Origin of the sequence: Bacillus sp. AR13-1, from assembly GCF_008042285.1 — a bacterium.
Taxonomy (GTDB): Bacteria; Bacillota; Bacilli; order Bacillales; family Bacillaceae_G; genus Bacillus_A; species Bacillus_A mycoides.
Window position 1 is genome coordinate 103,351 of sequence record NZ_QNUA01000014.1, and the last position, 26,068, is coordinate 129,418.

The window sequence follows — 26,068 nt, forward strand, 5'->3', positions numbered from 1 at the left end:
AGAAATACATATAAAAGGAATGAAAAAGGTACTGAATCTATATTCAGTACCTTTTATCTACCCATATGATTTCTTCTTTCGTATTCTTCAAATACTTCCGGTGATATAGGGGATAATATGCCACTTAGATATACAGCTGTATATAAAAAGTATTGTTCATCTTTTGTTTGAACTGTAAGAGTGCCGTGTTCCTCGTTATTAGGGATAATTCGTTCAATTTTCAGTTGTTTTTTGTCGCAAATAATTGCCTTGATTTTATAGACGTTATGTATTGGTAATCTTTCGATATACAGGCAACTACGCTCTAACAGATAGAAAATGAGTGCCATTTGTAGAATGAACACAATTTGTAGTAGAGCTGGTATGCCTGCAAAACAGACAAGGAAAATAGAAACTAAAATAATATTTAACTTCGAAAACCATTTCTCGTATTGCTTCATAGAAAGAATACTTTTTTTCGTTTGAAAGACTTGTAATCTTGTTATGAGGAACAGGATCGTAAAGATTCCTTCATAAATAAGCCAAGTATGCCATTCCGACTTAGAAAGATCTAGTACTAAGTATATGATGCCGGTAAAGATAAGGATTGGTACCAGATGTACCAGGCTAAATAATATCGTATGTTCTAACATTCTTTTCTTGTAGATGTGATTAGTAATTGAATCCAAGTTTCTTAACTCCTTCTGCAATTTTCATGATGACACCACCAATAAGTAGATGGTATTCGCCTATTCCTTTTTCGTTTACATACCAGCACATATAGTGCCTAATACCTTCTTTTGCTCCATGATCATGTAAAGGGAAAGGAGATGCGTATTTTTTAGATGACATATTATTATCACCGAAAGGAACCTGTCCTGCAAGAGAAAAACGTTTCTTTGCATCATTTACAATCCAACAACCATAATCTGCTGTTCCATACCATAATGCTTCTTTATGAATAGGATCAATAGAAGGTTGTGCTGGATAATTTTCAGCTAGTATTTGTGCTTTTTCTTCACGAAGTCGTTGATGAATATGTGAATTCAATGGATCTTCCGTTCCGATTTCATAGGTTTCCTCAAAATTCCCACACTCATAAGGGATAAGGGGATTATTTGAATCAGCTGCTAATTGTAGACTGCAAGAATCCGATTTTGAAAGATAGTATACACAGTCTTTGCAGGTGAAAAGGTTTGAAAAAGCTGAATCTGTTTCTTGGTCTGTTACCGTATTATCTACTATAAGTTTTAACATGTCTATCACAATCCTTTTTAGGCTAGTTCGTAAATTAATATAGACGTATCATATCATGCTTATAATTAAATGTAAATATTTTCCATTTAAAAATACCCTAATTTATTTTGAAAGGAATGTTTGTTTTGAAAAGAAATCGAGAATATATTGTTTTGCGAAATTCTATTTTAATAGGTTGGCTGCTTACAATTATCGTAATGGGTCTATCTATCTATTTTTCTTCTATTGTGTATTTACTAATTGGATGTTTCATTCTGTCGCTTAAATATGGATTAATGGGTACCGTAAAGAATGTGGAAAAGCGTTTACCTACCTGGGCTAATTTTGGCGTCATTGAAAAGCCAGTGAATCGAAGGGTGACAAGACCTTTTCAATTTCGGGGTGGGCTCATTGTTTCTTTAGCATTAGGATTTGTAGAGATGGTGATAAAAGGCTTATGTATCTCATATTTTATTTTAGGATTAGAAACGTATGTATATCGTTTGATACGCAAAAACGCAAGAGTGTGAAAAGGAGGTTTTTATTATGAAAGTATTGATATTCGAATTAATTCTCATTGCGATTCTGATTCCATTGAATATTGTTCTAAAAAAACATGTACCTAAATGGAAAGGGAAAGCTGGAGAAAAACTGGTGAAACGTATATTAAGTAAATTAAATCCTGAAAGCTATTATGTGTTACATGATGTGACGGTTCATACGGAGTATGGTGATACAACGCAAATTGACCATATTGTTATCGCGGAAACAGGTGTATTTGTCATAGAGACGAAGAACTACGAGGGCTGGATCTATGGAGATGAGAAGGCGGCAAGATGGACACAAGGTATTTTTAGAAAGAAACACTCTTTTCAAAATCCATTTCGACAAAACTATAAACATACGAAAGCAATTGAATGGGTGATGGAACAACAGCTGCCGTGTATCTCTATTGCTGCGTTTCATCCAAAATGCAGTCTAAAAAGGGTACATGTTCACTCTAAAGATAAACATGTCTTATATTATAGCAATCTGAAGAAATGTATTGAATCTTATACAGACATTCAGTTAACAAAAGAAGAGGTCCAGCATATCTATCAAACTATATTGCGAGCAAACATTACGGATAAGGATATTGAAAAGAGACATGTGAAGTATTTACAGAATAAGTTCGCTAAACAATAAGAAATGGAGTAGGTTACATGATTCCTTATATCATTGGATTTCTTATAATTTCTGTAGTTGCTATTCGTCTTAACATGAAGTATTACAAGCTTAGAGGGAATCCGAGAGATTTTGTAATGAAAAAAAAAGAGTAGAAGATTTCTGATAAAATGTTTTAAAGTCCATTTCAATTGAAATGGACTTTAGTATTCGCATAAGGGGATACCACCACATCGCTATCAAGCTAAGAAATGTAAATACCCCCAAAACGAGAAAATTTACATTTTATTGTATTGGGAAGTTTTTCAACAAAATAACATCAAAAACCTCTCGATATTTGATTGTCCCCAAAATAATCGGTTTTGGGATACTAATTTACAATGATTCAAAAGGTCTATGTGTTTATGAAGTACTGCAAAATGTTATCTCGAACTTTTTGACACATTTTTTCATCCTAAAACGATACTTTATGTGGATTAGATGTGTATGTAATAGACATCATCTAATTATTTATATTGTAATGTCGATTTTTTTATAAAACATGTAATTATTATCTATTAAATAAAAATGTTAAAAGTCAGTCTAGAACACACAATCAAAAACAAATCATGTAATAGTGGGTATCTTTTGATTTTCATGCAATTTTGCATATCTAAATAAAAGGGAATGGTATGAAAATACTATTAAATTATATTAAAAACATTTTTAGCATTCTAAATAGATAAAAAAGGTTACAATAATTATTCTGTACATAGATATATTAGGTTGTAATTATTACAATTTGTGAAAGAGTTATTTTATGACATAGTTCCTAGTATACTTTTTGATTAACATATAAACTTAATATATCATATAACGGATATATCGGACGCTATTTTATGATTTACTTCGCAAAAATATAGTGTTTTAATATGGACATAAGATTCTTGCATCCTATGAGATAAAAGAATAAAGTCTATTTTTATTGTTTATCTTTGATATAAGGTCTTAGGTAATAGTTTTATAGTATAGCATTATGTATAGTTTATTATTCTATTTTGAAAAGAGGGATACGTTATGAAAAGACAGAAAAGTCAGAAAAATAATGGATTTTTAACAGGAGAGAAAAAAATGAAACGATATAAAAAATTGTTAATGGTTGCTCCACTTGCATGCATGCTAGGAACAGGAGCTGTTACTTTCCCAACTGCATCTCATGCAGATGCAGCACCAGTAGCAGCTTCAGAATATGATTTTGGTCAAGGTAGTACTTACTCTTCAGAAAACATATCAAATGCTTTATACGTAAGGTTACGCGCTGGTATAGAAGCTTCACCTGAATTACGTCAGAAATTTAAAATAGCAGATGATGAAAGGATACAAGTAGAACAAGGAGAAGGTAATTTTAACGGTGAAAAAACTCCTGCCATTAATTATGGTTTAAGAGATCAATTAAGTAAGGTGACTGCTTCAAGTACCGGAACAAATATTACGGTTAATCCAACTACAGTTACTGAAGTAGAAGCGGGTAAAATTGAGCTATTAAGTTATAGAAATGACACACCTATCACACAAAAACAGTTTACAACAGAAAAACAAGTGAAACGTGTAGATACTGTTACTGCGACAAACCAATATGGGTTTAAATTAGGATTTGAGTCTTCAACTAACTTTAAAGTTAATGCTCTTGTAGCACAAGCTGAACAATCATTTAAAGCTAGTGCTGAATTTAATTTTTCACATACAGATACAAATACTGTTACTAATGAAGAGACTGTTACATTTAAGGCACAGGAAGTACAAGCTGCCGTAGGCGGAACAACGAATTATTTTACCAGGGTCGGAAAAGCAAAATTTTCGGGGTCATTCCAAACTGACGCGGCTTTAACTGATTTAAAATTGAAATTGCCTATAGTTAAAAACACTAATAACCAAACTGTAGTTCATACCGAAGAAGTTACTCTAACTTCACAAGACATATATACTATTTTCAAAAACACACCATCTATACCATTACCAGCATATTTAAGTTTTGATGACAATGGTAAAAAAGTCTTAGTGAAAAACGTAACTTTTAACTATACAGGAGAAATGGGTTATAATACAGCGGCACAAGCGGAATTTATAACATTTGATCAAGATAAATCTCTTTAAGAAAAAGTTAGAAAAACAAACTATAAAATTCCCAAGAATCCTTTGTTCGTAGCAAAGGTTCCTGGGGATTTTGGTTTTGGTGCAAAGATAAAGTATTTTAATGGAAAAATCGGAAGGTAAAGGGTAATTTATATGAAGAAAAGGAATAATTTAATGTTCCAAAAACCGATGAAAGTACTTGCGACATCTGCTATTTTGGCAACTACAATATTTACACCTACTATAACAAATAACTTGACAGTTCAAGCCGAAACGGTTGCCGCACAAACTGAAAATCAATATGAACAGAGGGAATTCGAACTTCCAGGTACGGGAAGTTTTGAAGGTGAGGCAAAAAGAGAGCGAAGAGGTCAGCAAAAAAACTATATGCCAACAGGAATCTATGTAAAACCGAATGAACAAGTTACAATTGAAGTATCGGGAACACAAAAGATTAGAGCGATTATTGGGACGCATCAATATGATAAACAATGGGGAAAGGAAGTTAATCTATCTCCTGGTTCTAATACCATCTCCTCTCCAAATGGTGGTTTATTAGGATTTGATAACTCTCAAGATACAGGAACCGTTAAGGTCAAAGTAACACAAGGCGGAAGCCCTGTTCCATTCTTTGAACTAGGGAAGCATACGAAAGAAGACTGGATTGCGATGATGAACAAGTATCCAGATGCACATGCGGTACAATTGAAATCAGAAAAAGCAGTACTTACTGTTACGCAGGATAGTGCCAAGAAATATATTGTGGATCAAGATCCTGTTCCTCTATTAAAAAAATATGATGAAATGATTCGAGCACAAGATAAGATATCAGGGTTATCTGAAAAAGACCCAAATCCTTTACATCGTTCCACTCGCCGCATGTGGGCTTTTGTAGAAAATCCTAACAAACCAGATTGGGGCATGTATGCCTCTCTTGATGGAGCCGTATTTACTACTGCTGGTAACGCAATTGAAAGTGCTTTAGATGTAAATAAATTTGGATGGGGACAAATGCATGAGGCGGGACATGCAAGGCAACAATCCCCATGGACGTGGAGCGATTTTAGAGGTATGGGGGAAGTAACTGTTAATCTATATTCTTTAGCTGCACAAAAGCAATTATTCCCGAATCAACCGACGCGTTTAGAAAAATCAGGTGATTACGATAAAGCCTTTTCATACTTAAAACAAACAGATAAAGACTATAAAAATATTGATGACTTATTTGTGAAACTTGTAATGATTTGGCAACTTAATCTAGCATACGGTGAAGATTTTTATCCGAACCTTCACAAACTATATCGAGAGTTACCAGAAGATCAACTTCCAAAAACGGATGAAGATAAAATACAAGTATTTATTTACAATACATCAAAAGTAGCGAAACAAAATTTACTTCCATTTTTTGATCAATGGGGGCTGAAAGCATCACAAGAAACGAGACAAAAAGTAGAAGCTTTACATAATCCAACATTAATTGCCCCTATATGGGAAGCGACGGATGCTAAACCTGTTAAACCACTTGCTGTATTGTCTAAAAAAATAATGAAAGCAAGTGCAAACAGCGAGGAATCATGGCAGGATCCAGCTAGTAATGCAATTGATGACAATCCAAACACAATTTGGCATAGTAAATGGAGTACAAAAAATCAATATCCATACAACTTAACGTTAGATCTCGGTGAAACGAAAACGATTAATCAAGTAGCATATCTACCAAGGCAAGATTGGTCGGAAAATGGCCGTATTTTATCCTACAATATTTATACGAGTGTAGATGGCGTTAAGTATGACAAAGTATCTTCTGGAACATGGGAAAATAATAAAGATAAGAAAACGGCAACATTTAATCCTGTCACTGCGAAATATGTAAAAATGGAAGTAACAGATGGAAAGAATGGATTTGCTTCAGCAGCAGAAGTAGATGTTCTAACTAATTCTTCACCTGTTAAACCATAAGTATTACCAAAACATACAATGTGTAACTTTTAACTAAAGTTCGATAAAAAAGCTTGCTTGATTAATAATCACAAGCTTTTTTTGTTTCTTACGAAGCGTTTTGAAAAAAGTTTACATCATAGGTAATCCACTCTAAATTCTCCTATAACTGTGGATGTTGTAGCTTTGTAAAAAAGAGTGATCATTTATAACAAAGTTTGATAATTAATAATAAAGATTGATAAAGTTTAAAATTTAAATAACACTTGTGTTTGAATAATGGTCTATTTTTAAAGTTACAATAAAACAGGTCATCTTATCGTGCTCTTACTCATATTTTCTAAAATGTAACGTGGTTTAGAAAACTTTGCAACAGAACCCAAGTATTTCAACTTTTCATAAGATGCTTTCCTCTGTTCATCCCATAACACCTGGTTTCATTTATTAACAGCTTTCATACCTTATCTGATTGACTTTTTTATTCCGTCACACCAGATTGGGTAATTTTCACATCCGCAGTTACATGAAAACGTAAATGCTTATAGGAGTTTTCCCACTCTTTATCGTTCCACTTTCTTGTTTGAGTCCTACCAAATTTTCTAAGACCTATAGGATCTGTACCCTTATTGATAAATCTTTTTATTAATTTAGTTGCCTTTTGTTCTATTTCATTTTCCATTATTTTTTCCAGCTTTCGTATTTCTTTGGCATTATCCAAGCTTTTTGTTTTTGTAATTTCTTGAATTTCACCTGTCACTTGAATATGTGCATCTATGAATGGATTCCGGCTATTTCCCTTCATTTTATATTTTGTTCCTGCTCTAATATTTTCTATTGTGGCATAATTATCAGAAAAACCAGGAAGGTGGAATTGGTACGTTCCATGTTGAAATTTATCGGTCAACACCTTGAATATAAACAAATCTTTAGATGAGAGCGTATCAACCATACTATACCTTTTGAATAAAACCACACCATTTACCTCTAGTGAATTTTCTTTTTTGGAAATTAGTGGCAAATATGAATCTCTCGCATCATCATAAAGTTGATTTAAAAATAAATAAAGATTTGTTTTTGGCTGTACTCCATTCTTAATATTTTGCTCAATTAAGGAAGATAAATAGGTAGAAACTCCTTTTTCTTTAGAGTAAGTTCCTTTTAAAAGTGATTCTCCTTTTTCATTTGTAATCGCTAAATAAACAGAATTCCCTATATTTGGAATTCTGTTCGCGGTTTCTAAAATTTCTTTCATCCCCTTTTTAGCTAATTTTTTATCAAATATAATCATGCGTAATTGACCTAATTCTAGAGGACCAGAGGATTTTTCAGATGCTCTTGCAAGTACTTCTTTACTAGTTTTCCCTGACGCTGAATAAATTTTTGTTTGGCCTTCTCCACTATCTTTATATGCCGAAACCGCAAATGTTCCCTGTAGTTTATTCTCATCCTCTATATCATATGCAACGACTTGAACTAAACCTATGTCATCTACAATTTTGGTTTTAGCACACCCTGCTAAGAGGACACTTAATATGAGAAAAAATAACCACTGTTTCATCTTTATCTCCTTAATTTTATTTGAATGGTTTGGATAATCCACAATATAGGAAGGTACATATATATGTAAATAAATCCAGCTTGGCCTACCCAAGTGTTTAATACATTTATTTGATTACGATTATTTAAGAAAAATGTTAGAATGAAGATAAATAGGATAAGAAACGGCAAAACATATTTTTGTTTTATCCTCAATGTCTCTTTTATGCCACGGCTTACTCCCCATAATGTCATGGATATATTTGGTAATATAAAAAATGCCCAGACAGAGATTATAATGTACTCAAATCGCTCTATAAAAGGAAGTTGGATGATTTTGGTCATACTCAAATATGCCCATATAGCACTGGAAAGTTGTTTTTCACTAAAAAATGTGAGTGATAAAATCATAAGGTACGTGTATGTGACAGTGGTTACTAAATTCCCGTAGTGCGCATATCTCTGAGAGGTTCGCGCATTTTTAATAAAGGGATAATACATCAATAACATTTCAAATCCTAGATAGCTGAACATAGTTCCTTTCATTCCCTTAATAATTTCTTGAACTGAATGCTGCCACATTGGAAATAGATTTCGAAAATCTGCATATTGCAAAGGATAGAAAAATGTAAAAAACAGTATACTTGGAATGACAATTCCAAAGAAACCAATACCTGCAACTACACGGAATCCTCCTGTTACAATGTAGTAACATAAAATCAAAAAAACCCCTGAAAGAAACCACGTTGACATAGAAGGAAACATCCAGACATGTACTACCTCAATATAGGTGTGTAATGTTGTTGCACCCAACATTAACAGATATACTAAAAAAATGAGGTTGAATACTCCACCAATCCATTTTCCAAAGACATTCTTTTGGATTGTGATGATGTCACTATTACCTCGATTCAAAATTTGATATATAATCCAAATTATGACGTTAACAGACAAGCCAAAAAACAGAGTACTAATCCATGCATCGTTTCCTACTAACTTTGCACTAATTCTTTCAAAACCGAGCATGCCGACTCCCATTTGCATAGTACAAATTAAAAAAAACACAACAAATGGGGAGACTTTATACTCAATTGGAATGTTTTTCATAACGCTCCTCCATGTTTTGTTCAATCATCAAAGTCATTTCGTGATGAAATTTTATTTTTCTTTTCGTTTTCAGGATTAAACCGAATGCGCTGTTTGGTTCTTGAAAACAAAGGTCGCTGAAACATTGATGAGATTGGCATACGAATAATACTGTCTTTCCAATCTGTCAGTCTTGTTGGATAAAACGGGAATAAATAAGGACGTTTTAACGATTTTGTACGTAATAAATGCGTTAGAAGAAAAGAGCTTGCTATAACAATCCCTAGTAACCCCAGTAGTTGTGCTGCTACTATAAAGGGAAAGCGGATTACTCGAATTGTAATACCAATTTTATAAATTGGAGTTGTAAATGATGTTAGTGCTGAAAGAGCAACAATAATGATAAGCACGTTACTTGTGAGACTGGCTTCTACTGATGCTTGTCCAATTACAATACCACCTACTATACCTACGGTTAATCCCACTTTAGTTGGTAAGCGTGTCCCTGCTTCTCTCAGTAATTCAATAGTTATTTCTAAAAAAAATGCTTCGATTACCGGAGGGAAAGGTATCTTACTTCTAGAAATCACCAATGTTTCAAGAAGTTCTTTCGGAATAAGCTCGTAATGATATGTTAATATCGCAACATATAAGGGCGTAGTTAAAACGGAAAATATAAAAGCAAAAATTCTTAACAACCGAAAGAAAGAAGCTAAAACCCAAGGCATCGTATAGTCTTCTGTTGAAGTGAAAAATTCAATCAATGTCGTAGGGAGTGTAATAGCAAAAGGTGAGCCATCTACAAATAGTGCAATCTTTCCTTCAGCCAAAACAGCAGCTACACGATCTGGACGTTCTGTATTAAGGAAGTGTGGAAAAATAGAACTTGGATTATCAACAAGCAGTTGGGTTAAATAAGTACTATCAAGAATGTGGTCTATTTTTATTTTACTTACACGTTTTATGATTTCCTCTACATTTTGATTGTTTGCGATTCCTTCAATAAATACAACGGCCACAGAGGTATTAGATAAATCTCCTACTCTCAATTCTTCTACTTGGAGAAACGGCGTTGGAAGCTTTCTGCGCAGCAAATTCAAATTTGTATCTAAATCTTCAACAAATGCGATTTGTGGGCCTACAATATTATATTCAATTTCGGCTGTTGTAATATCCCTTCCTTCTTTTTTGGATATATTGATTAACAATCCGCTTGACACATCTCTATCCATTTGAATTAGTATATACCCGTTTAAAATATCATTCTGGATGTCTGCTATTTGTTTTGTTATTTTTGAAATTCCGATTGGTAAAACAGCTTGAATATCTTGTAGTGAATCGAAAGGTTTTTCTTTTATGTACGGTAAAACATCTTCTTGTAACATATTTACATCAATTAATGTCCGAAAATATGAGACCACAATAGGTGATTTATCTGAATGGATTTTAAATTCATTGAAATCTTTAGATTTCTTTAACAATTGAATAAGGTCTTTCAAAGATTTCATAGGATAACTAGGGATTTTTTCATGTTGTTTCAATTGATAATCCCCTTCCCTTCAGAAATAAACTATATAATACATTTCAAAAATTCATATTGAAAAATCCAATAAGAGTAATATAAAATATACTCATTGAAATTACTACATTCCTTCTAGAAATAACTTAACCCAAATCGATTGGGAAAATGTATACAAGTGAAAAAAGGTTCTATAGCAAAGTTTTTTTACATATAGAGATATTCGTTATACGCCGAAAAGACGGAATCTGATTGAAGACTTCGTCTTTTCGGCGTATATGGCATGAAGCGTTTCTATCCCTTATATCGTACATGAGGTATGACGAAGACTTTGAAATCCTAAGGAGCGAGAAAAACAGCGCTTCACATGCCGATAATCTTTGTTTAATGAGATTATTGAGATATTTTGTTGTACGATGAAAGATATTTTTGTGAAAATTTATCTACTTTAACTTTTTTAATGCGCAAATTTAAGGGATTTACCGAAAGAATTCTCCTTTCTCAAGCGTGTGAAGGGCGATAGCACAACGGTAGGTGGGAGATGAATTTCGGTTTGGTATAGCCAAAAACTTTTGATAAACTAGCTATATGAAGTTCTTTGATAACTTGATATATGAGGTTGCAGGAAGAAAATAGAGTGCGAAAGCCAAGCCATTCGGTTCCTGCGTAAAATAACAACCGTACCAAAAGAGCGTCCAAGCGTTGGACGTCTAGGGATGGAACACCCCGAAGTAACGCAAAGGTTACTTTCGTCGTGGAACTGAGAAGCTTCCACTTCAAGCTTTGCTAAGTGGCGAGTAGTTCACTATAGGTTTAATCCAAACGCCGAGATAAATGTACCCCCGTTCATTGTATTTGAGATGTGTTATCTGGTTACCCACCGTTATTAAATATAAGTCAAAAAAGAACTTGTAGCGGATCTACAAGTTCTTTTTGATTACAAATGATTCTACTTAGAATAACAATTTGTAATTTTAATGGATAGAATCGTATTCTGAAGCGAATTAAATTATTGATTCACTTGATTTATTTCTTTTGCAACAAGTGACGCATATGCTTCTGCACCTGTTTTCGTTAAATGTACTCCATCTGGCGCAAAGTATGCCTTATTTCCATCACTTTCTGAATACCAATCGATTAGCGTCACATTTTGGTATTCAGATGCTACTTCTTTTAATTTTTCATTTACTAATGATTCCCATGGACGTGGTACCCTCGTATTGATTAGTACAATTTTATGTTCATTCCCAATCACTTTTATTAATGAGACTAGCTGTTCCTTAGTAAAAGCACCATTTGTACCTAATCCAATTATGACATAATCCCCTAAATCTTCCTCATTCTTTAGCTGTTCCACCGCAGGAATTGCTTGAGACAGCTGCCGGCCAATTTTCGCATCAATCTTAATATTAGGAAATGTGTTTTTCAAATACGGAGTGATATCAATCATAATTGAATCACCTACAGCTGTAACTATTTGAGAATCTTTAGCCTGAGCAGTAGCTTCTTGTTGTTCTTTATTTTGAGTTGGTTCCTCAGCTGTTTCTTCCTTAACCGTTACAGGATGTTTTGGATTTTCATTTTGCTCCGTTTGTACTGCTTCCATCTTATCTTTTTGAAGATTATCCTTTGCTTTACTAGCTGTTGATAATCCCAAAATAGCGATTGTAGAAATTGATAACGCACATACTAAAGCTATTTTAGCCCCAAACGCTAAGTTTTTTATTTCAAAATCCTTAGAGTGAATATTCTTCAATGTCCCTTGCCGTATTGGATTTTCGATAAACTTCCATGAGATTTGTGCAACAATTATAATAAGAAGAAATTGAAGAATTGCTCTTGTAAGCGAAAACTCTCCAGCATTTACCTTCGGAGTCGTCAACGTAATAATCGGATAATGCCAAAGGTATATCCCATATGACCGTACTCCCATCCAACGCAGTGGTCTAAATTTCAAAAATTGTACGATTCTGCTAGCCGGATGAGCGAGGTTAGCAACTAACAAAGCAGTAGCAAGCGATAACAGCACCATTCCCCCACGGTATAAAAATGGATCATATTGATTCGTTTTCCGAAACATAAGTAGAATAATGATAAGAGAAATGCCTCCAACTACGTCAAGAATGAGACGTGCTTGTGGAATAATTTTATTTGCAAGCCTACTGCTCGGCCAAATTAAGGCAAGTGCAGCTCCTATCAATAAAGAAAAAACTCTCGTATCAGTGCCATAATAAATTCTGCTTGGGTCAACTCCTGGTTCATACAGAACTGCCATTGCTAATGCAGAGGCAATGGCCCCTAAAATGATGAATAAAATAATACGTGATTTCTTTTTTATGTAGTAAAATGCAAGACTAATGATAAATGGCCAAATTACATAGAACTGTTCTTCAACAGCTAACGACCAAAAATGATTTAATGGAGAGAGTTGATTAAAACTTTCGAAGTATGATAATTTATGATAAATATACCACCAATTACTGAAATACAATAAAGCTGCTATTGAATCCCCTCGCATTTTTCCTAACAAAGAACTATGAAAAATTGTAATCCACGCTGATACAATGATAAGCATGACAAGCATTCCAGGAAGTAATCTCCTTGCCCTACGGAGCCAGAAATTTTTCAAGTCAATCCTCTTGTTTCGCTTCCACTCTATGGACAAAATATCTGTAATTAGATAACCCGAAAGTACAAAAAATACAGTGACACCTAAGAATCCTCCGGGCATCCAATTAAAATTAATATGATATAAAATAACACCTAGTATGGCTAGGCCCCTTAGACTGTCCAATCCAACCATATAGCGACTATTTTTCTTTAATGGTTCAGGCATCCGCCAGTCACCCCCATGTTTATTTATGAACTTTTCGAATGTTCACTGAATTCCCGCGCATTATAGAGAGTTAATTATTTTAAACTACTTCCTTCAGATTTTAGCCATTTTTCAAAACTAGTCATATTTCTTATATAGTCTTTTATAGTCGTTTCCCGTTTTCTAAAAGGTAGTCTTTAAACCTATCAGGTTCTTCATCATTTTTTTATCGTTAGCCTTCCTATATTTATCTCTTTTTCTATTAACCCCACTAAAAAATGACGCAGATTATATATTCTACGTCATTTCATGTAAGTACTTCAAAGGGGGTAAGGAAGGGGACCTTACACTCACATTAAAACACCAAGATTTTGAAAAGTAAATCGCAGAATTTCATCTGTAACCTTTTGTAACCTTAATATAGGAGGGGTAGCGCCCATGCTCATCAACTTAAGAACCTTATAACGCTCCCAAAACGTGAAAAACATGATCGTAAAGTCACTGTTAAGCGCAACTTCTAGAGCAATTTATACGGATATGGATAAATAAATGGAATTGAAACATGATTATTATTAGTGAAACTAAATTTCGTATTATCGGGATTCTAAAACAAATTAATACTAGACATTCTCTTCAAGGCAGTGTAACATGAAGTTCACTTCACGTGAAGTAAACTTCATGTAGAGCTGTGTTAGGAGTGAGTTGTTTGAAAAATAGATTTAAAGAGCTTTATTTATGTTCGTTTGCAATAATTGCAATGGGTTTTTTTGAAATATTTTTTGATTACACTGCAGCTAATTTTAGTGAAGGTTTTTATTGGGGGAATTTAAAGATATTTACAGGAGTAATACTTTTAATTTTCTCGTTAGTTTCTCAAACTAAATACAAATCTAATCACAAACAGTTAGAAAAAGAGCTATCAAAGGAATATGATGAAAGGGATGATTTAATAGAAGGGAAAGTTGCACAATTCACCATAAGAATTCTAATGATTATAATTATTCTTATGATGTTCATTTCAAAATGGGTTATAATTCCAACAAATTCCGGGCTATTTCTTATAATGATATGTTGTCTAATTACTAAAATGTTAGCTAAAAAATATTATAATTATTTTCTTTAAATAGGTGATTTCTATGAAAAATAGGATAAAAGAGTTGCGTTTAAAATATGGAATAACCCAACAAGAATTAGCTGATAGAGTATTTGTATCCTCAAGAACGATTATTTCGTTAGAAAAACAACAATATAATCCATCTGTTTTACTAGCATATAAAATATCTATGGTTTTTAACCTATCAATTGAAGAAGTTTTTATATTCGAGGAATCTGACTAATAGTAGTATACAAATATAATTGACCAGAAAGATGTAAACAGTATAGAAAAATACAAACAATGAATTGAGGTAAATATATTATGATTTTAAAACTATTATTTATACTTTTAGGAGTAGTCTTAGTATCTTGGGGTATATATAGAATGAAAACGGATGATGCTTTTGTGGGGAAAACCCAGAAAAGAAAAAATCTTTTTAATTTATTAATTCTTGGACAAGCTTCTGGAATAGGACAATTATTGAGCGGAATTCTGTGTATTATTTTAGGGATTGTATCCTTTATAATTAAATAGTTTGCAAATAAGAGGAGCTAAGATATAAAGTTTAGCTCCTTTTGTTGTGATGGTTCTGGTGCAAGAAAGCTATAAAACTTGGACACACTGATACTAGTACTCTAAAAAGGACGTGATCAGTGTGGAAAAGCAAAAATAATTTCATCTACTCCATATTTCATGCGCTGTTCAATTTGTGTATCTAGATTTTGACCTTGTGCACTTACACGAGCGTATCCATAGACCATTTTTATCCCTCTTTTTATATGTATTTTTGATAAGTGTTATTGAGAGTCTTTGAGGCATAAACAACTATCAACAATGTAAATATTTCCTAATATACTTCCACTTTACAAAAGGTAACTAATAGTGTAATATTACACTATTAGTAGAAATAAACACTAACCCATGAAGGTGATGTTATTTGAATAGAGAAACTGTAATTGATTTGATTTCTAAGAATGTTCGACTGATTCGTCTTGAAAGGGGATATTCTCAAGAGAAAATGGCTACTGTACTAGGGATTTCTAAAAAGACACTGGTTCAAGTTGAAAAAGAAAGAACATCCATTGGTTGGACGAATGCAGTCGTAGTTTGTGCTTTATTTAAGGATAGTCAAATCTTAAAACATATTTTAGGAGAAGAGCCTTTTGAAGTAATTGAAACACTAGCTCACGATGGTATGAATACGCCAAAAGTAAAAACATTAGGTGGAAAAATGTTTTGGAATGAGATTGCGAAAAAAGGAAAGTTTCGAGTACAACAAAATGCGATTAGTCAGCATTTTCGTATTTTAGATGATAGTGAGTATCGTTGGTATAGCACATTTGAAGAGGAAGAAGTCATGAATCGTTTTCACGAATTAACTAAGGAGTAATTAAAATGGAGAAAAACAAGAAAGTCATTATATTAAATAGCCTATTAGTAGGAACTATCATACTAAATCTTTTTATCTTTACTTCACGTATGCGCTTTTTCCCTTGGTTTATTGAAGATGCATGGGGATATTTAGGAGTACTCCTTACTGCACCAATCTTAATAGGTATTTATTTCATACTAAGACACTTTCACGAGCAACAGCTTGTCACAAACGCAAATAAGGTACTTCCATTATTTGTCGCAGTAACATCATTGATTATTGTGTTTTCACAAACAACTGATTTTTTAAATAATGTTGCACTTGTAATTAACATACCTGCAGTATTTTTAGCAGCGTATTTCCTATTCAATCAAAATGAAGGAAAAAAATAATTACGGATTTAGAATATCTATTTATTTTATAAAGTTTGAGCGTTTATCGCATCAAAAAGGAACTCGAGTATAGACTCTATTCTCGAGTTCCTTCTTCTATCTAGTGAATAATATAGATACTAAAATCGTAAAGGTAATTCTTCTAATGACCTCATTAGATAGCTACCTTTCCACTTTACTTGTTCTTTTCCACCTTGCATCTGTATATTTGGCATACGATGTAATAACGTAGGAATAGCAATCTTTGCCTCTAAGCGAGCAAGTGGTGCCCCAAGACAAAAATGACTACCATGACCAAAGGCAATATGACGATTCTTCTCTCTTGAAATGTCAAATACATCAGCATTTGGAAAAAAATTTTCGTCACGGTTAGAAGATGCTAATGAAATAATAATCCTATCTTTTGGTTTAATATTTTGACCGTGCAGTGTAAATGGTTCTGCTGTCCAACGTAGAGTGGTTAGTTCAACAGGACTGTAAAATCGTAACGTCTCCTCAATTGCTGAATCGATTAAATTAGGATTTTGACAGAGTTTTTGCAATTGAACGGGGTGCTCAAGTAATGCTAACGTCATATTTGTAATTAAATTTACAGTCGTCTCATGTCCAGCAACGATAAGCAACGTAATTGTTGAGTATAATTCTTGTGCATTTAATTTCGTTCCTTCGCTTTCAGCCTTTATGAGTGCACTGATTAAATCATCTGCAGGGTATTTCCTTTTTTCGTTAACTAAATACTGTATATATTCAGCGAATTCCCCTAATTTTTGATTGTTTTCCTGTACATCTTCTAGTGTATGTGGGGTATCAATAATCGATTGTGACCAAACCCTAAATTTCGATTGGTCTTCAAAAGGAATCCCCAGCATTTCACTAATTACCATAATGGGCAAAGGAAAAGCATAATCGTCTATAAGATTCATAGAATGATTATGTTCTAATTGATTTAATAATGTATCAGCGACATGTTGGATTCGATCTTCAAGTTGTAAAATTGTCTGAGGAGTAAATGCTTTTTGCACAAGTGATCGTAGGCGGCTATGATCAGGAGGATCTGAATTTAGCATATGCTTTCTTAAGAGTTCCCTATTTTCTAACGAAATGGGTGTTTTAACTTCTTCTGTTTTGCTAAACACATTTTCAATATTTTTCAATAATCTTGGATCTTTTAATAGCGACATGGCGTCATCATATCTCGTTATAAGCCAACTTTGATCCTTTTCTCCCAAAGATAAGGGGTAAACAGGATGAAATGCACGTAATTCTTTGTAAATATCATATGCTTCATGCTTAAAAGTAGAAGAAGTTAATTGCGTTTCTGACGCTAAAATAGGTCTCTGCTCATTTTTTGAAGACATCAATCTAACCTCCATCTTTGTAAATTTTGGAAAATATAGCACTTCATATGCATTATAACGTATATGATTTCGATAAAGGTAAGAATATTCCGATAAAATATTACTTTACTTGATGAAATAAAATTGAGAATATTTAGATGCACGCCTTTTAATTCTTATTTTGGGTCACTCTACATGCCCATCAAGCTAAGAAAAGCAAATACCCAAAAATGAGAAAATTGATATCTCCAGGTGAAAATATCAATTTTTTTGTTTTGGGTCGTTATAAAATTCTTAAGTTGATAGATATGGGGTGATACATTTTTACATTTATGCTTTATATTAAGATTACAAAAGGTTACAGATGAAATTTTGTGATTTACTTTTCAAAAACTTAGTGTTTTAATGTGAGTGTAAGATCCCCTTATACATTGAAGTGCTTACATGAAATGACGCAGAATATGTATTCTGCGTCATTTTTCAGTGTGATTAATAGAGGTCACTATATCATTCAGGGAAAATTGTACGCTAAGGACTATAAATTCTTACTATGACAGCGTTCTTAGGGAAGGATTATATGTTCAGAAGGATAAAAAAAGCCGATTAACTGAACATTGAATTATTTACACGCTTATGAACATGATTATAGCTGGAAAAGGTTGGAATTATTGGGTTTTTATCCTCTGTTTATAAACATAAGATTTTCTGAAAAAATGTCTCTTGGCGTACAGCAAAAAGGTGATTTGTGTCTAAACGTACAAAAGATTACTGGCAAGGTGGTTTAATGGATACGATTTCTCATGCAGAAGAGATAGGTCTTCCTTACATTAGTGCAGGGATTTGAATATTATAATAAGGTTCCTGTTACATATTCTCTAGGGAAGTTCTTGTTTCCTGATCATGTGAAAAATCATGGTGCAGAAACAGGAGTGTTAAAAATGAAATTTAAAGAGAAAAATGTAAAAATGTCATTTAATCCGTATATTATTCGTAATAATCAAATCACTCCTACCCAAGGACAGGAGAAACAAAATATGCTACAGTATTTACAATCTACTTCAAATGATGTCCAAATTGAGCAGGATGGAAAGATTATAAACATGAGGTAAGTAACTAATATCGAGCTGTAAAGTAATAATAAAGTTGTTTAATTTTTGATGTAAGATACTTCACTGTATGGACCAGTACCAGCGTTGCTATAATCAGTTTCCTATGCGTTAAGGATCCGGTTATTTATTTTATCATTTTGTTAATTTATACGAAGGATATTTTTCTTACAGTGAATACGAGAATTTATATTAACTTAGGATGGAGGAACCTTGACATATATGAAAAATGATTCTTTTAGAGTTACCTTCGATAGTTTGGATGAATTTGCTGATATAGTTAGTGAGATTTTACAATGCCCGATTACTATTGAGGATGTAAATCATCGCCTTCTCGCATATAGTACCCATGATGAAAGGACAGACCCAGCGAGAATTGGTACTATTATGGGGCGTCGCGTACCTGAAAAAGTAATTAATAACCTGTGGAAAGAGGGGATTATTCCCGATTTATTAAAAAATCGGGATCCTATTCGTGTGAAAAAAATTGATGATATTAGTCTCGGTGATAGAGTCGCGATATCTATTTGGAACAAAGAAGACGTTTTAGGATTCATTTGGGCTTTAGAAATTGAAAAATCTTTAACTGAACAAGATTGTCTCTTGCTAAAAAAATACGCAGAGGTCGTAAAAAGTAAGCTGTTGCAACTTCAAGCCCGAAAAAATCAAAAAGAAGAACGATCGCAAGAGTTTTTTTGGAAATTGCTAACTAATCATATGCAGGTAAACGCAGAAGTTATGGAGAATTTCTATCAGCTCCAAATAACTCCAGCATCCTTATTTACTGTCTCTGTATTCCATTTTGAACAAGGAATTACGAATGAAAAAGAAAAACAAATTTCTTATTTGCTAAAAACAAGTCAACACTTGAAAGTTTTACTTTATACAATTGATCGTAATCAATTGATTCTTCTTACTTCATTGGATAATGTGAAGCGCCCTTTTCATGAAATCAACAATTTCATCGAAACGTTTGTACACAATATGGAAAAGCGATATGGCATCAAATCTATCAAGCCGGCATTTAGCAGCGTATATAGTGATTACCAAAAAATCAGTAAAGCTTACAAAGAAACGCTAACGGTTTTATCCATAAAAGAAAAATTCCCTTCTGACACAACTAATATTCACAGCTACCAAAACTTAGGGATCTATCAATTAATCGATCTTCTACTTGAGCAAAGAAAAGATGAAGAGTATGAAAATCAGGCGTTGCAAAAGCTAGATGAATATGACCAAAAGTATAATTGCAATCTTATTGAAACGTTGGAAACCTACTTAAATAAAGATAGCAATGTTGGCGAGGTAGCCAAGGCATTGAATATTCATGCTAATACACTTAGCTATAGACTTAAGCGTATTTATGAAATTAGTGAGATTGATTTAAAAGATCCAAATCAAAAAATGCTTCTGTACTTGGATCTCAAGTTGAAAAAAATTATGTAACAGCATCCTTTTGTGGAATTCCACAAAAGGATGCTGTTTTTTTGTTTTTTCTCAACAATGAAAAGACATTTTCAATACTCTATACTTAAAATATGGTAGCTGAAAGATTAGGTAACGGGAGGAAATTTTATGATTATTGGTGTACCAAAGGAAATGAAAAATAATGAAAATCGTGTCGCACTTACACCTGCAGGAGTTATTCCATTAGTGACAGCTGGCCATAAGGTATTAGTTGAAACAAATGCAGGTGTTGGTAGTGGCTTTAGAAATGTAGACTTTGTATATGCTGGTGCTGAAATTGTTGAAAGTGCTGCAGAAGTATGGAATCAGTCAGAAATGATTATGAAAGTAAAAGAGCCTCTCGAAAGTGAATATATTCACTTTCGCCCAAACTTAATTTTATTCACATACTTACATTTAGCTGCCGAATCTAATTTGGCTCAGGCCCTTAAAGATAAAAGAGTTACCGCCATCGCATACGAAACAGTAGAAGTAAACCATACCCGACCTCTTCTTACACCGATGAGTGAGGTAGCTGGACGCATGTCTGTACAAATAGGAGCACAATTTCTACAAAAGTCAAACGGTGGTCAAGGTATTCTTCTTGCAGGAGTACCTGGTGTAAATCGTGGTAAAATTTCTATCATCGGTGGAGGTATCGTCGGTACAAACGCTGCGAAAATGGCCATTGGTCTTGGCGCTGACGTAACAATCATTGATTTAAATGCAGACCGTCTACGACAACTAGATGACATTTTCGGTACTCAAATCAAGACGTTGATGTCTAATCGGTTCAACATCGCGGAAGCAGTAAAACAAGCAGATCTATTAATTAGCGCCGTATTGATTCCTGGTGCTAAAGCTCCTAAGCTTGTCACCGAAGAAATGGTACAAAGAATGAAGCCTGGCTCTGTAATCGTGGATGTAGCGATCGACCAAGGTGGAGCTGTGGAAACATGTGACCATGTAACAACACATGATAATCCGACATTTGAAAAATATGAAGTGCTTCATTATTCCGTTGCGAACATGCCAGGAGCAGTTCCTAGAACATCCACTTTCGCTTTAACAAATGTAACAATTCCTTACGCACTACAAATTGCTAACAAGGGTGTACAAACAGCAATATTTGAAAACGATGCTTTAAAACTTGGAGTAAACACGTTGAACGGTGAAATCACATGTGAAGTGGTTGCAAAGGAACTTGGCCACAAATATGTTTCCATAGAAGAAGCATTTGCAAAAAGAATTGTAAGTAATTAAAGCTTTTGGAATAAAACTCTAATTAAGAGTGAAATTTGTGTGTTTTTTCATATATTAAAGCGATGGACAAAGAAATTAAAATGTTATCGCATATTATTGGCTAACATTTTGTTAGATAACATCTATTGCAATTATTTATAACTTGGGAAACATATAAAGGAATAAACAGACGTTATTACAGTTGTTAACATAGGGTTGAAATTATAAAGAGTTTCATATAAATAGAGACAGACAAAAGGATTGTGACTCGTTTTGGATAAAGCGATAAAACTATGAAATTGTACTACCATATTCTTTCAAGAAGATTGGATGAACTGTTTATCCAATCTTCTTGAATTACCAAAGAACTTCAAACTAAAACATAACTGGAATCGATATCATATCTGTTAAAAGAAAGAAATATTATTAGTTAAATACAAAAGATGTGACCAACAGCAATCGTTATAATAGATCCAGAAATTAAAAAAGAGCAGTTGACATTTGTGAACAAGCTTAATTATCAAATTAATAGATACTCTTCAAGAACAGAAGTTAAATGGGCTATTGTGAAGAATGGGTACATTGTTATCTTCCCAATATTTGTTGTTGGGGGTTGTAATAAAATAAACGAAAACTTTATAAATAAAATATTATATAAAGATTTAAGAGGGAAGGACTTCTATCATGAGAAATATCACAAATATAAAGCGCATAGTAATTACAATTGTTGCCATTGCAATTGGCTACTTTATGTTTCAATCTATTACTTCATCAGCTACAGCTGTAGCTAAGCAAGAAAACCCAGTGCAGCTAGTAAGCACTCAACCCGAAACTGAAATAAAGAAAGCCGTACCAGTTCGCCTTAATGGTCAAGAGAGAAAAGTGGCTTATCTTACTTTTGATGACGGTCCAGGAAAGTATACGGCACAGTTACTAGACATATTAAAGGAAAATGATGCAAAAGCAACATTCTTTCTAATTGGTCAAAATGTAAAATCTTATCCTGATTTAGTAAAACGAGAAGAAGCGGAAGGGCATTATGTTGGAATGCATAGTATGACGCACGATTATAAGAAACTGTATACTCAAGGTGGCTATGTAGATGAAATGAAAGAGGATCAAAGTTTAATTGCTAGTATTCTTGGACATGCTCCAAAACTAACACGTCCACCATATGGTTCCATGCCAGGATTACACGAAGAACTTCGTAATAAAGTTGTAGAAGATGGTCTTAGAGTATGGGATTGGACAATTGATTCATTAGATTGGGAATATAATAATATACCAATTGATACTGCGAAAGCGAAAATTGTTCAAAATGTACTGGCTGGTGCGACAGATCCAAAAGAAGTTATTTTGATGCACGACATTCATCCACAGTCCGTTGCTGCAGTACCTGCTATTATTAAAGGTTTAAAAGAAAAAGGGTATGAATTTGAGGCATATCATGAAGATGATCATTTCCCATTGAACTTTATGCATGATAAACGTATTTAACATAGGAGGAATTGACATTGACTTATAGAAAAGTGGCGTTAATTGGAATTTTATCAATTGGATTACTTGGAGGATGTCTGGGAGCACAACCAGAGGAAGAGTTATATGTTGCTTTTGAAAACGCAGCAAATCAAGAAAAAACTTTATTTGATAATGTAAACAAATTAGAGCAGTTAGAAACAAAAGGGCAGGAATTGTACGATCAAATTGTACAGGAAGGAAAAGAGCATAACGAGGCAGTAATACCAAAAATAGAACAGGCTATTACAAATGTAGTAGAACGTGAAAAAGTGTTGAAAAGTGAAAAAGATGTACTAGAAAGAGCCCAAAAAGAAACAATATCGGTTCATAATTATATAGATAAAATCGAGGACAAAAAATTACAAAAGCAAGCGAAAAAAGTAGAAGAAGTTTACAAAAATCGTTATGAAGTTTTTCAAAAAATGGATAAAATCTGCAAAGAATCATTAATAACTGAAAAAGAACTTTATGAAAAGTTAAAAGATAAAGAAATAAATCTAAAAGAGATTAGTGAGAAAGTTAAAGCTGTCAATACATTGAATAAAGAAACACTAGAAGAAAAAGCAAAGTTCAATCAATATACTAAAGATTATAATGAAGGAAAACTAAGATTCTATAAAGACGCGAAGATTAAAATAAAAGAGCAACAGCAAGAAAATTAATTATCATCTCTAGTATCTTAAAAGGCTCTTGTGCCAATATATAGTGAAGAACAAGAATGACTATAGATTCCTAATGGAATCACCTTTATGCTATAAGATCAAATGCTTGATGAATGAGACGATTCATTTCAAATGAAACGAATCGTCTCATTCATCTTGTAGAAGAGTTGTTAGACTTTTCAAGATTAGAGTTAAATCATCTTCATTTATATAGAGATAAAATAAAAAAATACAGGTTTTACAAGAGGAACGGTTACGCCAAGCTATCTAATAGACAATGTATGTGGAGGATTTTATATGTTAGAAAGTTTATTGTTTTTCTTTGCCATTGGAATTGCATGTGAACTTGCAGCGATTAATCGAAATGGTCATAAGAAGATAAAACAACAAGCTGAAATGATACAGCTTTTAAAAGAATTGCATGAAAGAAAAATATAATGAAAAGACGACCGGACATTGAAGTGCCTCCAAAAAAGTTAGTTGGGGAAATTACAATTCAAGAGAGTTCTAAGAATACTCAGCATCTTCTTTAGACTGATACAGATGAGAAGTGGCTTGAAGTTCACACCTTTGATGCAAAGGTATGGCCAGAGGTGAAAAGTTATGAAGTAGCAATCAAAAAATTCACATGTGGTATGCAGTGCTAAAACAATTTAAATACCAAAAGCCCAAATCTTATATTAAGCCTATAGCTGAATAACATCATTAGTAGAGGAGAAGCAATGTATGACAACTATTTTAGTATTAGAAGACGAAATAACGATTCGTAATTTTATTGTATTCAATATGAAGCGTGCTGGTTTCAATGTGTTAGCAGCAGATACAGGAGAAACAGCTCTCGAATTTTTAGATAAACACAATGTTGATCTTATATTAATTGATGTGATGTTACCTGGAATAGATAGTTTTCAGGTATGTAAAAGTATACGAGAAAACAATAAAAAAATCGGTATTATTATGTTAACGACATGTGTTCAAGATAGGGATAAGATACAGGCTTTAACAATTGGAGCAGATGATTATATGGAAAAATCATTTAGTCCAATGCTATTAACAGCACGTGTACAATCATTACTAAGAAGGGTAAAAGGACACAAAGAAAATATGGAATCGATTCATTCGGAACCATTTCGATTAAATATCCAGCAAGAAAAATTATATAGGAAGGGAGAGGTGATTGATTTAACCCAAACAGAGTATATTATTTTACGGTATTTAATGGAAAATAAGGGCAAGACAATTTCACGTTATGAGCTTTTAAATGAAATATGGGGTGTAAATTATATGCTTGAAACCAAAGTGATAAATGTAAATATAAGGCGTTTACGTAAAAAAATAGAACCTAATCCCTCTGGACCTCAATTTCTCCAAACAGTATGGGGAAGAGGGTATGTGTGGACAGGAGGTGTAAGATGAAGCGTAAGATTAGCTTGTATTTTATGACTGTTATAGTTCTTATGCTTATTTTATTTGAAGTAGTTTTTTACATTTTTATTTATGGTTCTGGTGCAAAGATAAAAGCAAAGAGAATATAGCTCATATCTTCAATTTCTAAACTATAAATTTCAAGCTAGAAAAACAAAATTGTACTTATAATGAAACATACACCATACTTTCCTATGATTTGAGAAATCACATATTTTTTGTTTTAGAGCGTGACTTTTGAATAGATGTCATATAAGGACCTTAATAGTTCGGAAATGAAGTTTTGTAGAGAACGATACTTGTAGTATTGATTATCAATATAAAACTCATTAAATCGAAATCTGAGTACCAGTTTTTTTACATGACATTTAATTTATTCACATAAATATACAAAAAAGGTTTTAGGAACCTAATTTCACCTTTACATTGACTGTTTCTATCAACCTAGCATATCCGTAAAGCTTGTTCCCGCATTATTTTTACGCTTCATATGTTTCTCTAAGTAAATCTTAGTTATTTGAATATCTTCATGACCAAGCGTTTGCATTAAATGATATAGATCCACATTTCTTTGTTCAACTGCCATGATTGCAAAAGCATGACGGAATGTATGCTCCGTTACTGGATTTTCACGATACTGCAGAAACTCTAAATTTGTCTTTTTTATCATATCTGTTACCTGATTCGATAACGTTTTTAAATTATAAAAGTTCCCCCTTTGATTTACAAATAAAGGACTTTCATCTCCTCGATCCAATACCGTTTGGAATCCTCTTCTTCGTCTCATTTCACAAATACACTGATACAAATGTTCCGAAATGAAAAGTTCACGCACCTTATCCCCTTTGCCCGTTACTTTTAACCAGTGCTTTCCTTCATATTGTAAATCTTTGACTCTTGTTGTACACAATTCCTGAATTCTTGCACCGGTACTTGCCAGAGCTAGTAAAATTGTATAGTTTACTAAATGTCTTCTTTCTTTATAAAACCCTAAGATTTTCATAACTTCATCATAAGATAGGTCCCGATTTGGCCGATCCTGTTCATTTACATTTGCGTGCTGCAGTTCTTCATACAGCGGTTTTTC

Annotated in this window: 23 protein-coding genes and 4 pseudogenes; 17 read left to right on the forward strand and 10 right to left on the reverse strand. The window is 33.2% G+C overall.

Annotation, left to right across the window (positions count from 1 at the left end; translation table 11 throughout):
* Positions 1-53 precede the first annotated feature (53 nt).
* Together DN408_RS12925 and DN408_RS12930 are read right to left on the reverse strand one after the other, a co-directional pair.
* Complete coding sequence (locus DN408_RS12925) at positions 54-668, reverse strand: hypothetical protein (protein ID WP_002166880.1); 615 nt, start codon at positions 666-668, stop codon at positions 54-56.
* A complete protein-coding gene (locus DN408_RS12930; RefSeq protein ID WP_002166881.1) occupies positions 652-1,236 on the reverse strand; it encodes a hypothetical protein in 585 nt (194 codons plus the stop codon). Before DN408_RS12930 ends, DN408_RS12925 begins: the two co-directional genes overlap by 17 nt.
* 125 nt (positions 1,237-1,361) lie before the next feature.
* Between DN408_RS12930 and DN408_RS12935 the strand changes: the two genes are divergently transcribed.
* The 4 genes from DN408_RS12935 to DN408_RS12950 all read left to right on the forward strand — a co-directional run bounded on the left by DN408_RS12935 (position 1,362) and on the right by DN408_RS12950 (position 6,450).
* Complete coding sequence (locus DN408_RS12935) at positions 1,362-1,745, forward strand: hypothetical protein (protein ID WP_147740167.1); 384 nt, start codon at positions 1,362-1,364, stop codon at positions 1,743-1,745.
* A 16-nt stretch (positions 1,746-1,761) separates the two neighbouring features.
* A complete protein-coding gene (locus DN408_RS12940; RefSeq protein ID WP_002166883.1) occupies positions 1,762-2,400 on the forward strand; it encodes a nuclease-related domain-containing protein in 639 nt (212 codons plus the stop codon).
* A gap of 1,035 nt (positions 2,401-3,435) precedes the next feature.
* Positions 3,436-4,512, forward strand: coding sequence for an ETX/MTX2 family pore-forming toxin (locus tag DN408_RS12945; protein ID WP_002166885.1), 1,077 nt, complete (start codon positions 3,436-3,438; stop codon positions 4,510-4,512).
* A gap of 153 nt (positions 4,513-4,665) precedes the next feature.
* Complete coding sequence (locus DN408_RS12950) at positions 4,666-6,450, forward strand: M60 family metallopeptidase (protein WP_147740210.1); 1,785 nt, start codon at positions 4,666-4,668, stop codon at positions 6,448-6,450.
* Between the two features lie 457 nt (positions 6,451-6,907).
* On the opposite strand, the gene DN408_RS12955 is transcribed toward DN408_RS12950, so the two are convergent.
* From DN408_RS12955 to DN408_RS12980, 5 genes and pseudogenes are all read right to left on the reverse strand, one after another.
* Positions 6,908-7,987: a Ger(x)C family spore germination protein gene (locus DN408_RS12955; RefSeq protein ID WP_002166887.1), complete on the reverse strand. Its 1,080-nt coding sequence runs from the start codon at positions 7,985-7,987 to the stop codon at positions 6,908-6,910.
* Positions 7,988-7,989: 2 nt separating this feature from the next.
* Positions 7,990-9,072 carry a GerAB/ArcD/ProY family transporter gene (locus DN408_RS12960; RefSeq protein ID WP_000790080.1) on the reverse strand — a complete coding sequence of 361 codons (1,083 nt, stop codon included), beginning with the start codon at positions 9,070-9,072 and terminating at the stop codon, positions 7,990-7,992.
* A gap of 20 nt (positions 9,073-9,092) precedes the next feature.
* On the reverse strand, positions 9,093-10,592 hold the full coding sequence (locus DN408_RS12965) for a spore germination protein (RefSeq protein ID WP_002166888.1): 1,500 nt from the start codon (positions 10,590-10,592) through the stop codon (positions 9,093-9,095).
* Between the two features lie 185 nt (positions 10,593-10,777).
* A pseudogene (locus DN408_RS32610) lies at positions 10,778-11,013 on the reverse strand (DDE-type integrase/transposase/recombinase); the annotation flags it as partial.
* A 566-nt stretch (positions 11,014-11,579) separates the two neighbouring features.
* Positions 11,580-13,406 carry an acyltransferase family protein gene (locus DN408_RS12980; RefSeq protein ID WP_002166889.1) on the reverse strand — a complete coding sequence of 609 codons (1,827 nt, stop codon included), beginning with the start codon at positions 13,404-13,406 and terminating at the stop codon, positions 11,580-11,582.
* Positions 13,407-14,091: 685 nt separating this feature from the next.
* On the opposite strand from DN408_RS12980, the gene DN408_RS12985 reads away from it, so the two are divergent.
* The 3 genes from DN408_RS12985 (at position 14,092) to DN408_RS12995 (ending at position 15,015) form a co-directional block, all read left to right on the forward strand.
* Positions 14,092-14,508: a hypothetical protein gene (locus tag DN408_RS12985; protein WP_147740168.1), complete on the forward strand. Its 417-nt coding sequence runs from the start codon at positions 14,092-14,094 to the stop codon at positions 14,506-14,508.
* A 13-nt stretch (positions 14,509-14,521) separates the two neighbouring features.
* Positions 14,522-14,722 carry a helix-turn-helix transcriptional regulator gene (locus tag DN408_RS12990; RefSeq protein ID WP_002166890.1) on the forward strand — a complete coding sequence of 67 codons (201 nt, stop codon included), beginning with the start codon at positions 14,522-14,524 and terminating at the stop codon, positions 14,720-14,722.
* Between the two features lie 80 nt (positions 14,723-14,802).
* Entirely contained in the window at positions 14,803-15,015 is a 213-nt protein-coding gene (locus DN408_RS12995; RefSeq protein ID WP_002166891.1) for a hypothetical protein, read from the forward strand.
* Between the two features lie 134 nt (positions 15,016-15,149).
* On the opposite strand, the pseudogene DN408_RS13000 reads toward DN408_RS12995, so the two are convergent.
* A pseudogene (locus DN408_RS13000) lies at positions 15,150-15,242 on the reverse strand (recombinase family protein); the annotation flags it as partial.
* Between the two features lie 176 nt (positions 15,243-15,418).
* On the opposite strand from DN408_RS13000, the gene DN408_RS13005 reads away from it, so the two are divergent.
* The gene (locus DN408_RS13005; protein WP_002166893.1) at positions 15,419-15,871 is read left to right on the forward strand and encodes a helix-turn-helix transcriptional regulator; all 453 of its coding nucleotides are present in this window, start codon (positions 15,419-15,421) and stop codon (positions 15,869-15,871) included.
* Positions 15,872-15,876: 5 nt separating this feature from the next.
* Positions 15,877-16,245, forward strand: a complete 369-nt coding sequence (locus tag DN408_RS13010; protein WP_002166894.1) for a hypothetical protein — start codon at positions 15,877-15,879, stop codon at positions 16,243-16,245.
* Between the two features lie 119 nt (positions 16,246-16,364).
* On the opposite strand, the gene DN408_RS13015 is transcribed toward DN408_RS13010, so the two are convergent.
* Positions 16,365-17,603 (reverse strand): cytochrome P450 family protein, encoded by a 1,239-nt coding sequence (locus tag DN408_RS13015; protein ID WP_002166895.1) that lies wholly within the window; start codon positions 17,601-17,603, stop codon positions 16,365-16,367.
* 809 nt (positions 17,604-18,412) lie between these two features.
* Here DN408_RS13015 and DN408_RS13020 point away from each other — a divergent pair.
* The 8 genes and pseudogenes from DN408_RS13020 to DN408_RS31970 all read left to right on the forward strand — a co-directional run.
* Positions 18,413-18,691 (forward strand): annotated as a pseudogene (locus tag DN408_RS13020) (hypothetical protein); the annotation flags it as partial.
* Positions 18,692-18,910: 219 nt separating this feature from the next.
* Positions 18,911-20,134: a PucR family transcriptional regulator gene (locus DN408_RS13025; RefSeq protein ID WP_002166897.1), complete on the forward strand. Its 1,224-nt coding sequence runs from the start codon at positions 18,911-18,913 to the stop codon at positions 20,132-20,134.
* 129 nt (positions 20,135-20,263) lie between these two features.
* The gene (gene ald / locus DN408_RS13030) at positions 20,264-21,397 is read left to right on the forward strand and encodes an alanine dehydrogenase (RefSeq protein ID WP_002166898.1); all 1,134 of its coding nucleotides are present in this window, start codon (positions 20,264-20,266) and stop codon (positions 21,395-21,397) included.
* Positions 21,398-22,060: 663 nt separating this feature from the next.
* Positions 22,061-22,873 (forward strand): peptidoglycan-N-acetylglucosamine deacetylase, encoded by an 813-nt coding sequence (locus DN408_RS13035; protein ID WP_147740170.1) that lies wholly within the window; start codon positions 22,061-22,063, stop codon positions 22,871-22,873.
* Between the two features lie 17 nt (positions 22,874-22,890).
* Positions 22,891-23,556, forward strand: a complete 666-nt coding sequence (locus DN408_RS13040; RefSeq protein WP_002166900.1) for a YkyA family protein — start codon at positions 22,891-22,893, stop codon at positions 23,554-23,556.
* Between the two features lie 297 nt (positions 23,557-23,853).
* A complete protein-coding gene (locus DN408_RS13045) occupies positions 23,854-23,994 on the forward strand; it encodes a YrzO family protein (RefSeq protein WP_000894060.1) in 141 nt (46 codons plus the stop codon).
* A 288-nt stretch (positions 23,995-24,282) separates the two neighbouring features.
* Positions 24,283-24,972, forward strand: a complete 690-nt coding sequence (locus DN408_RS13055; protein WP_147740171.1) for a response regulator transcription factor — start codon at positions 24,283-24,285, stop codon at positions 24,970-24,972.
* Positions 24,969-25,091 carry a hypothetical protein gene (locus tag DN408_RS31970; RefSeq protein WP_002166903.1) on the forward strand — a complete coding sequence of 41 codons (123 nt, stop codon included), beginning with the start codon at positions 24,969-24,971 and terminating at the stop codon, positions 25,089-25,091. The genes DN408_RS13055 and DN408_RS31970 overlap by 4 nt, the downstream gene beginning before the upstream one ends.
* 329 nt (positions 25,092-25,420) lie before the next feature.
* On the opposite strand, the pseudogene DN408_RS13060 reads toward DN408_RS31970, so the two are convergent.
* Positions 25,421-26,068 (reverse strand): annotated as a pseudogene (locus DN408_RS13060) (tyrosine-type recombinase/integrase); the annotation flags it as partial.

What these genes read in the sequence shown, in the direction of transcription:
- DN408_RS12930 (WP_002166881.1), bottom strand. Translation starts at nt 1,236, where the DNA reads ATGTTAAAACTTATAGTAGATAATACGGTAACAGACCAAGAAACAGAT.
- DN408_RS12940 (WP_002166883.1), top strand. Translation starts at nt 1,762, where the DNA reads ATGAAAGTATTGATATTCGAATTAATTCTCATTGCGATTCTGATTCCA.
- DN408_RS12945 (WP_002166885.1), top strand. Translation starts at nt 3,436, where the DNA reads ATGAAAAGACAGAAAAGTCAGAAAAATAATGGATTTTTAACAGGAGAG.
- DN408_RS12950 (WP_147740210.1), top strand. Translation starts at nt 4,666, where the DNA reads ATGTTCCAAAAACCGATGAAAGTACTTGCGACATCTGCTATTTTGGCA.
- DN408_RS12955 (WP_002166887.1), bottom strand. Translation starts at nt 7,987, where the DNA reads ATGAAACAGTGGTTATTTTTTCTCATATTAAGTGTCCTCTTAGCAGGG.
- DN408_RS12960 (WP_000790080.1), bottom strand. Translation starts at nt 9,072, where the DNA reads ATGAAAAACATTCCAATTGAGTATAAAGTCTCCCCATTTGTTGTGTTT.
- DN408_RS12980 (WP_002166889.1), bottom strand. Translation starts at nt 13,406, where the DNA reads ATGCCTGAACCATTAAAGAAAAATAGTCGCTATATGGTTGGATTGGAC.
- DN408_RS12990 (WP_002166890.1), top strand. Translation starts at nt 14,522, where the DNA reads ATGAAAAATAGGATAAAAGAGTTGCGTTTAAAATATGGAATAACCCAA.
- DN408_RS12995 (WP_002166891.1), top strand. Translation starts at nt 14,803, where the DNA reads ATGATTTTAAAACTATTATTTATACTTTTAGGAGTAGTCTTAGTATCT.
- DN408_RS13010 (WP_002166894.1), top strand. Translation starts at nt 15,877, where the DNA reads ATGGAGAAAAACAAGAAAGTCATTATATTAAATAGCCTATTAGTAGGA.
- DN408_RS13015 (WP_002166895.1), bottom strand. Translation starts at nt 17,603, where the DNA reads ATGTCTTCAAAAAATGAGCAGAGACCTATTTTAGCGTCAGAAACGCAA.
- DN408_RS13025 (WP_002166897.1), top strand. Translation starts at nt 18,911, where the DNA reads ATGAAAAATGATTCTTTTAGAGTTACCTTCGATAGTTTGGATGAATTT.
- ald (WP_002166898.1), top strand. Translation starts at nt 20,264, where the DNA reads ATGATTATTGGTGTACCAAAGGAAATGAAAAATAATGAAAATCGTGTC.
- DN408_RS13035 (WP_147740170.1), top strand. Translation starts at nt 22,061, where the DNA reads ATGAGAAATATCACAAATATAAAGCGCATAGTAATTACAATTGTTGCC.
- DN408_RS13045 (WP_000894060.1), top strand. Translation starts at nt 23,854, where the DNA reads ATGTTAGAAAGTTTATTGTTTTTCTTTGCCATTGGAATTGCATGTGAA.
- DN408_RS13055 (WP_147740171.1), top strand. Translation starts at nt 24,283, where the DNA reads ATGACAACTATTTTAGTATTAGAAGACGAAATAACGATTCGTAATTTT.
- DN408_RS31970 (WP_002166903.1), top strand. Translation starts at nt 24,969, where the DNA reads ATGAAGCGTAAGATTAGCTTGTATTTTATGACTGTTATAGTTCTTATG.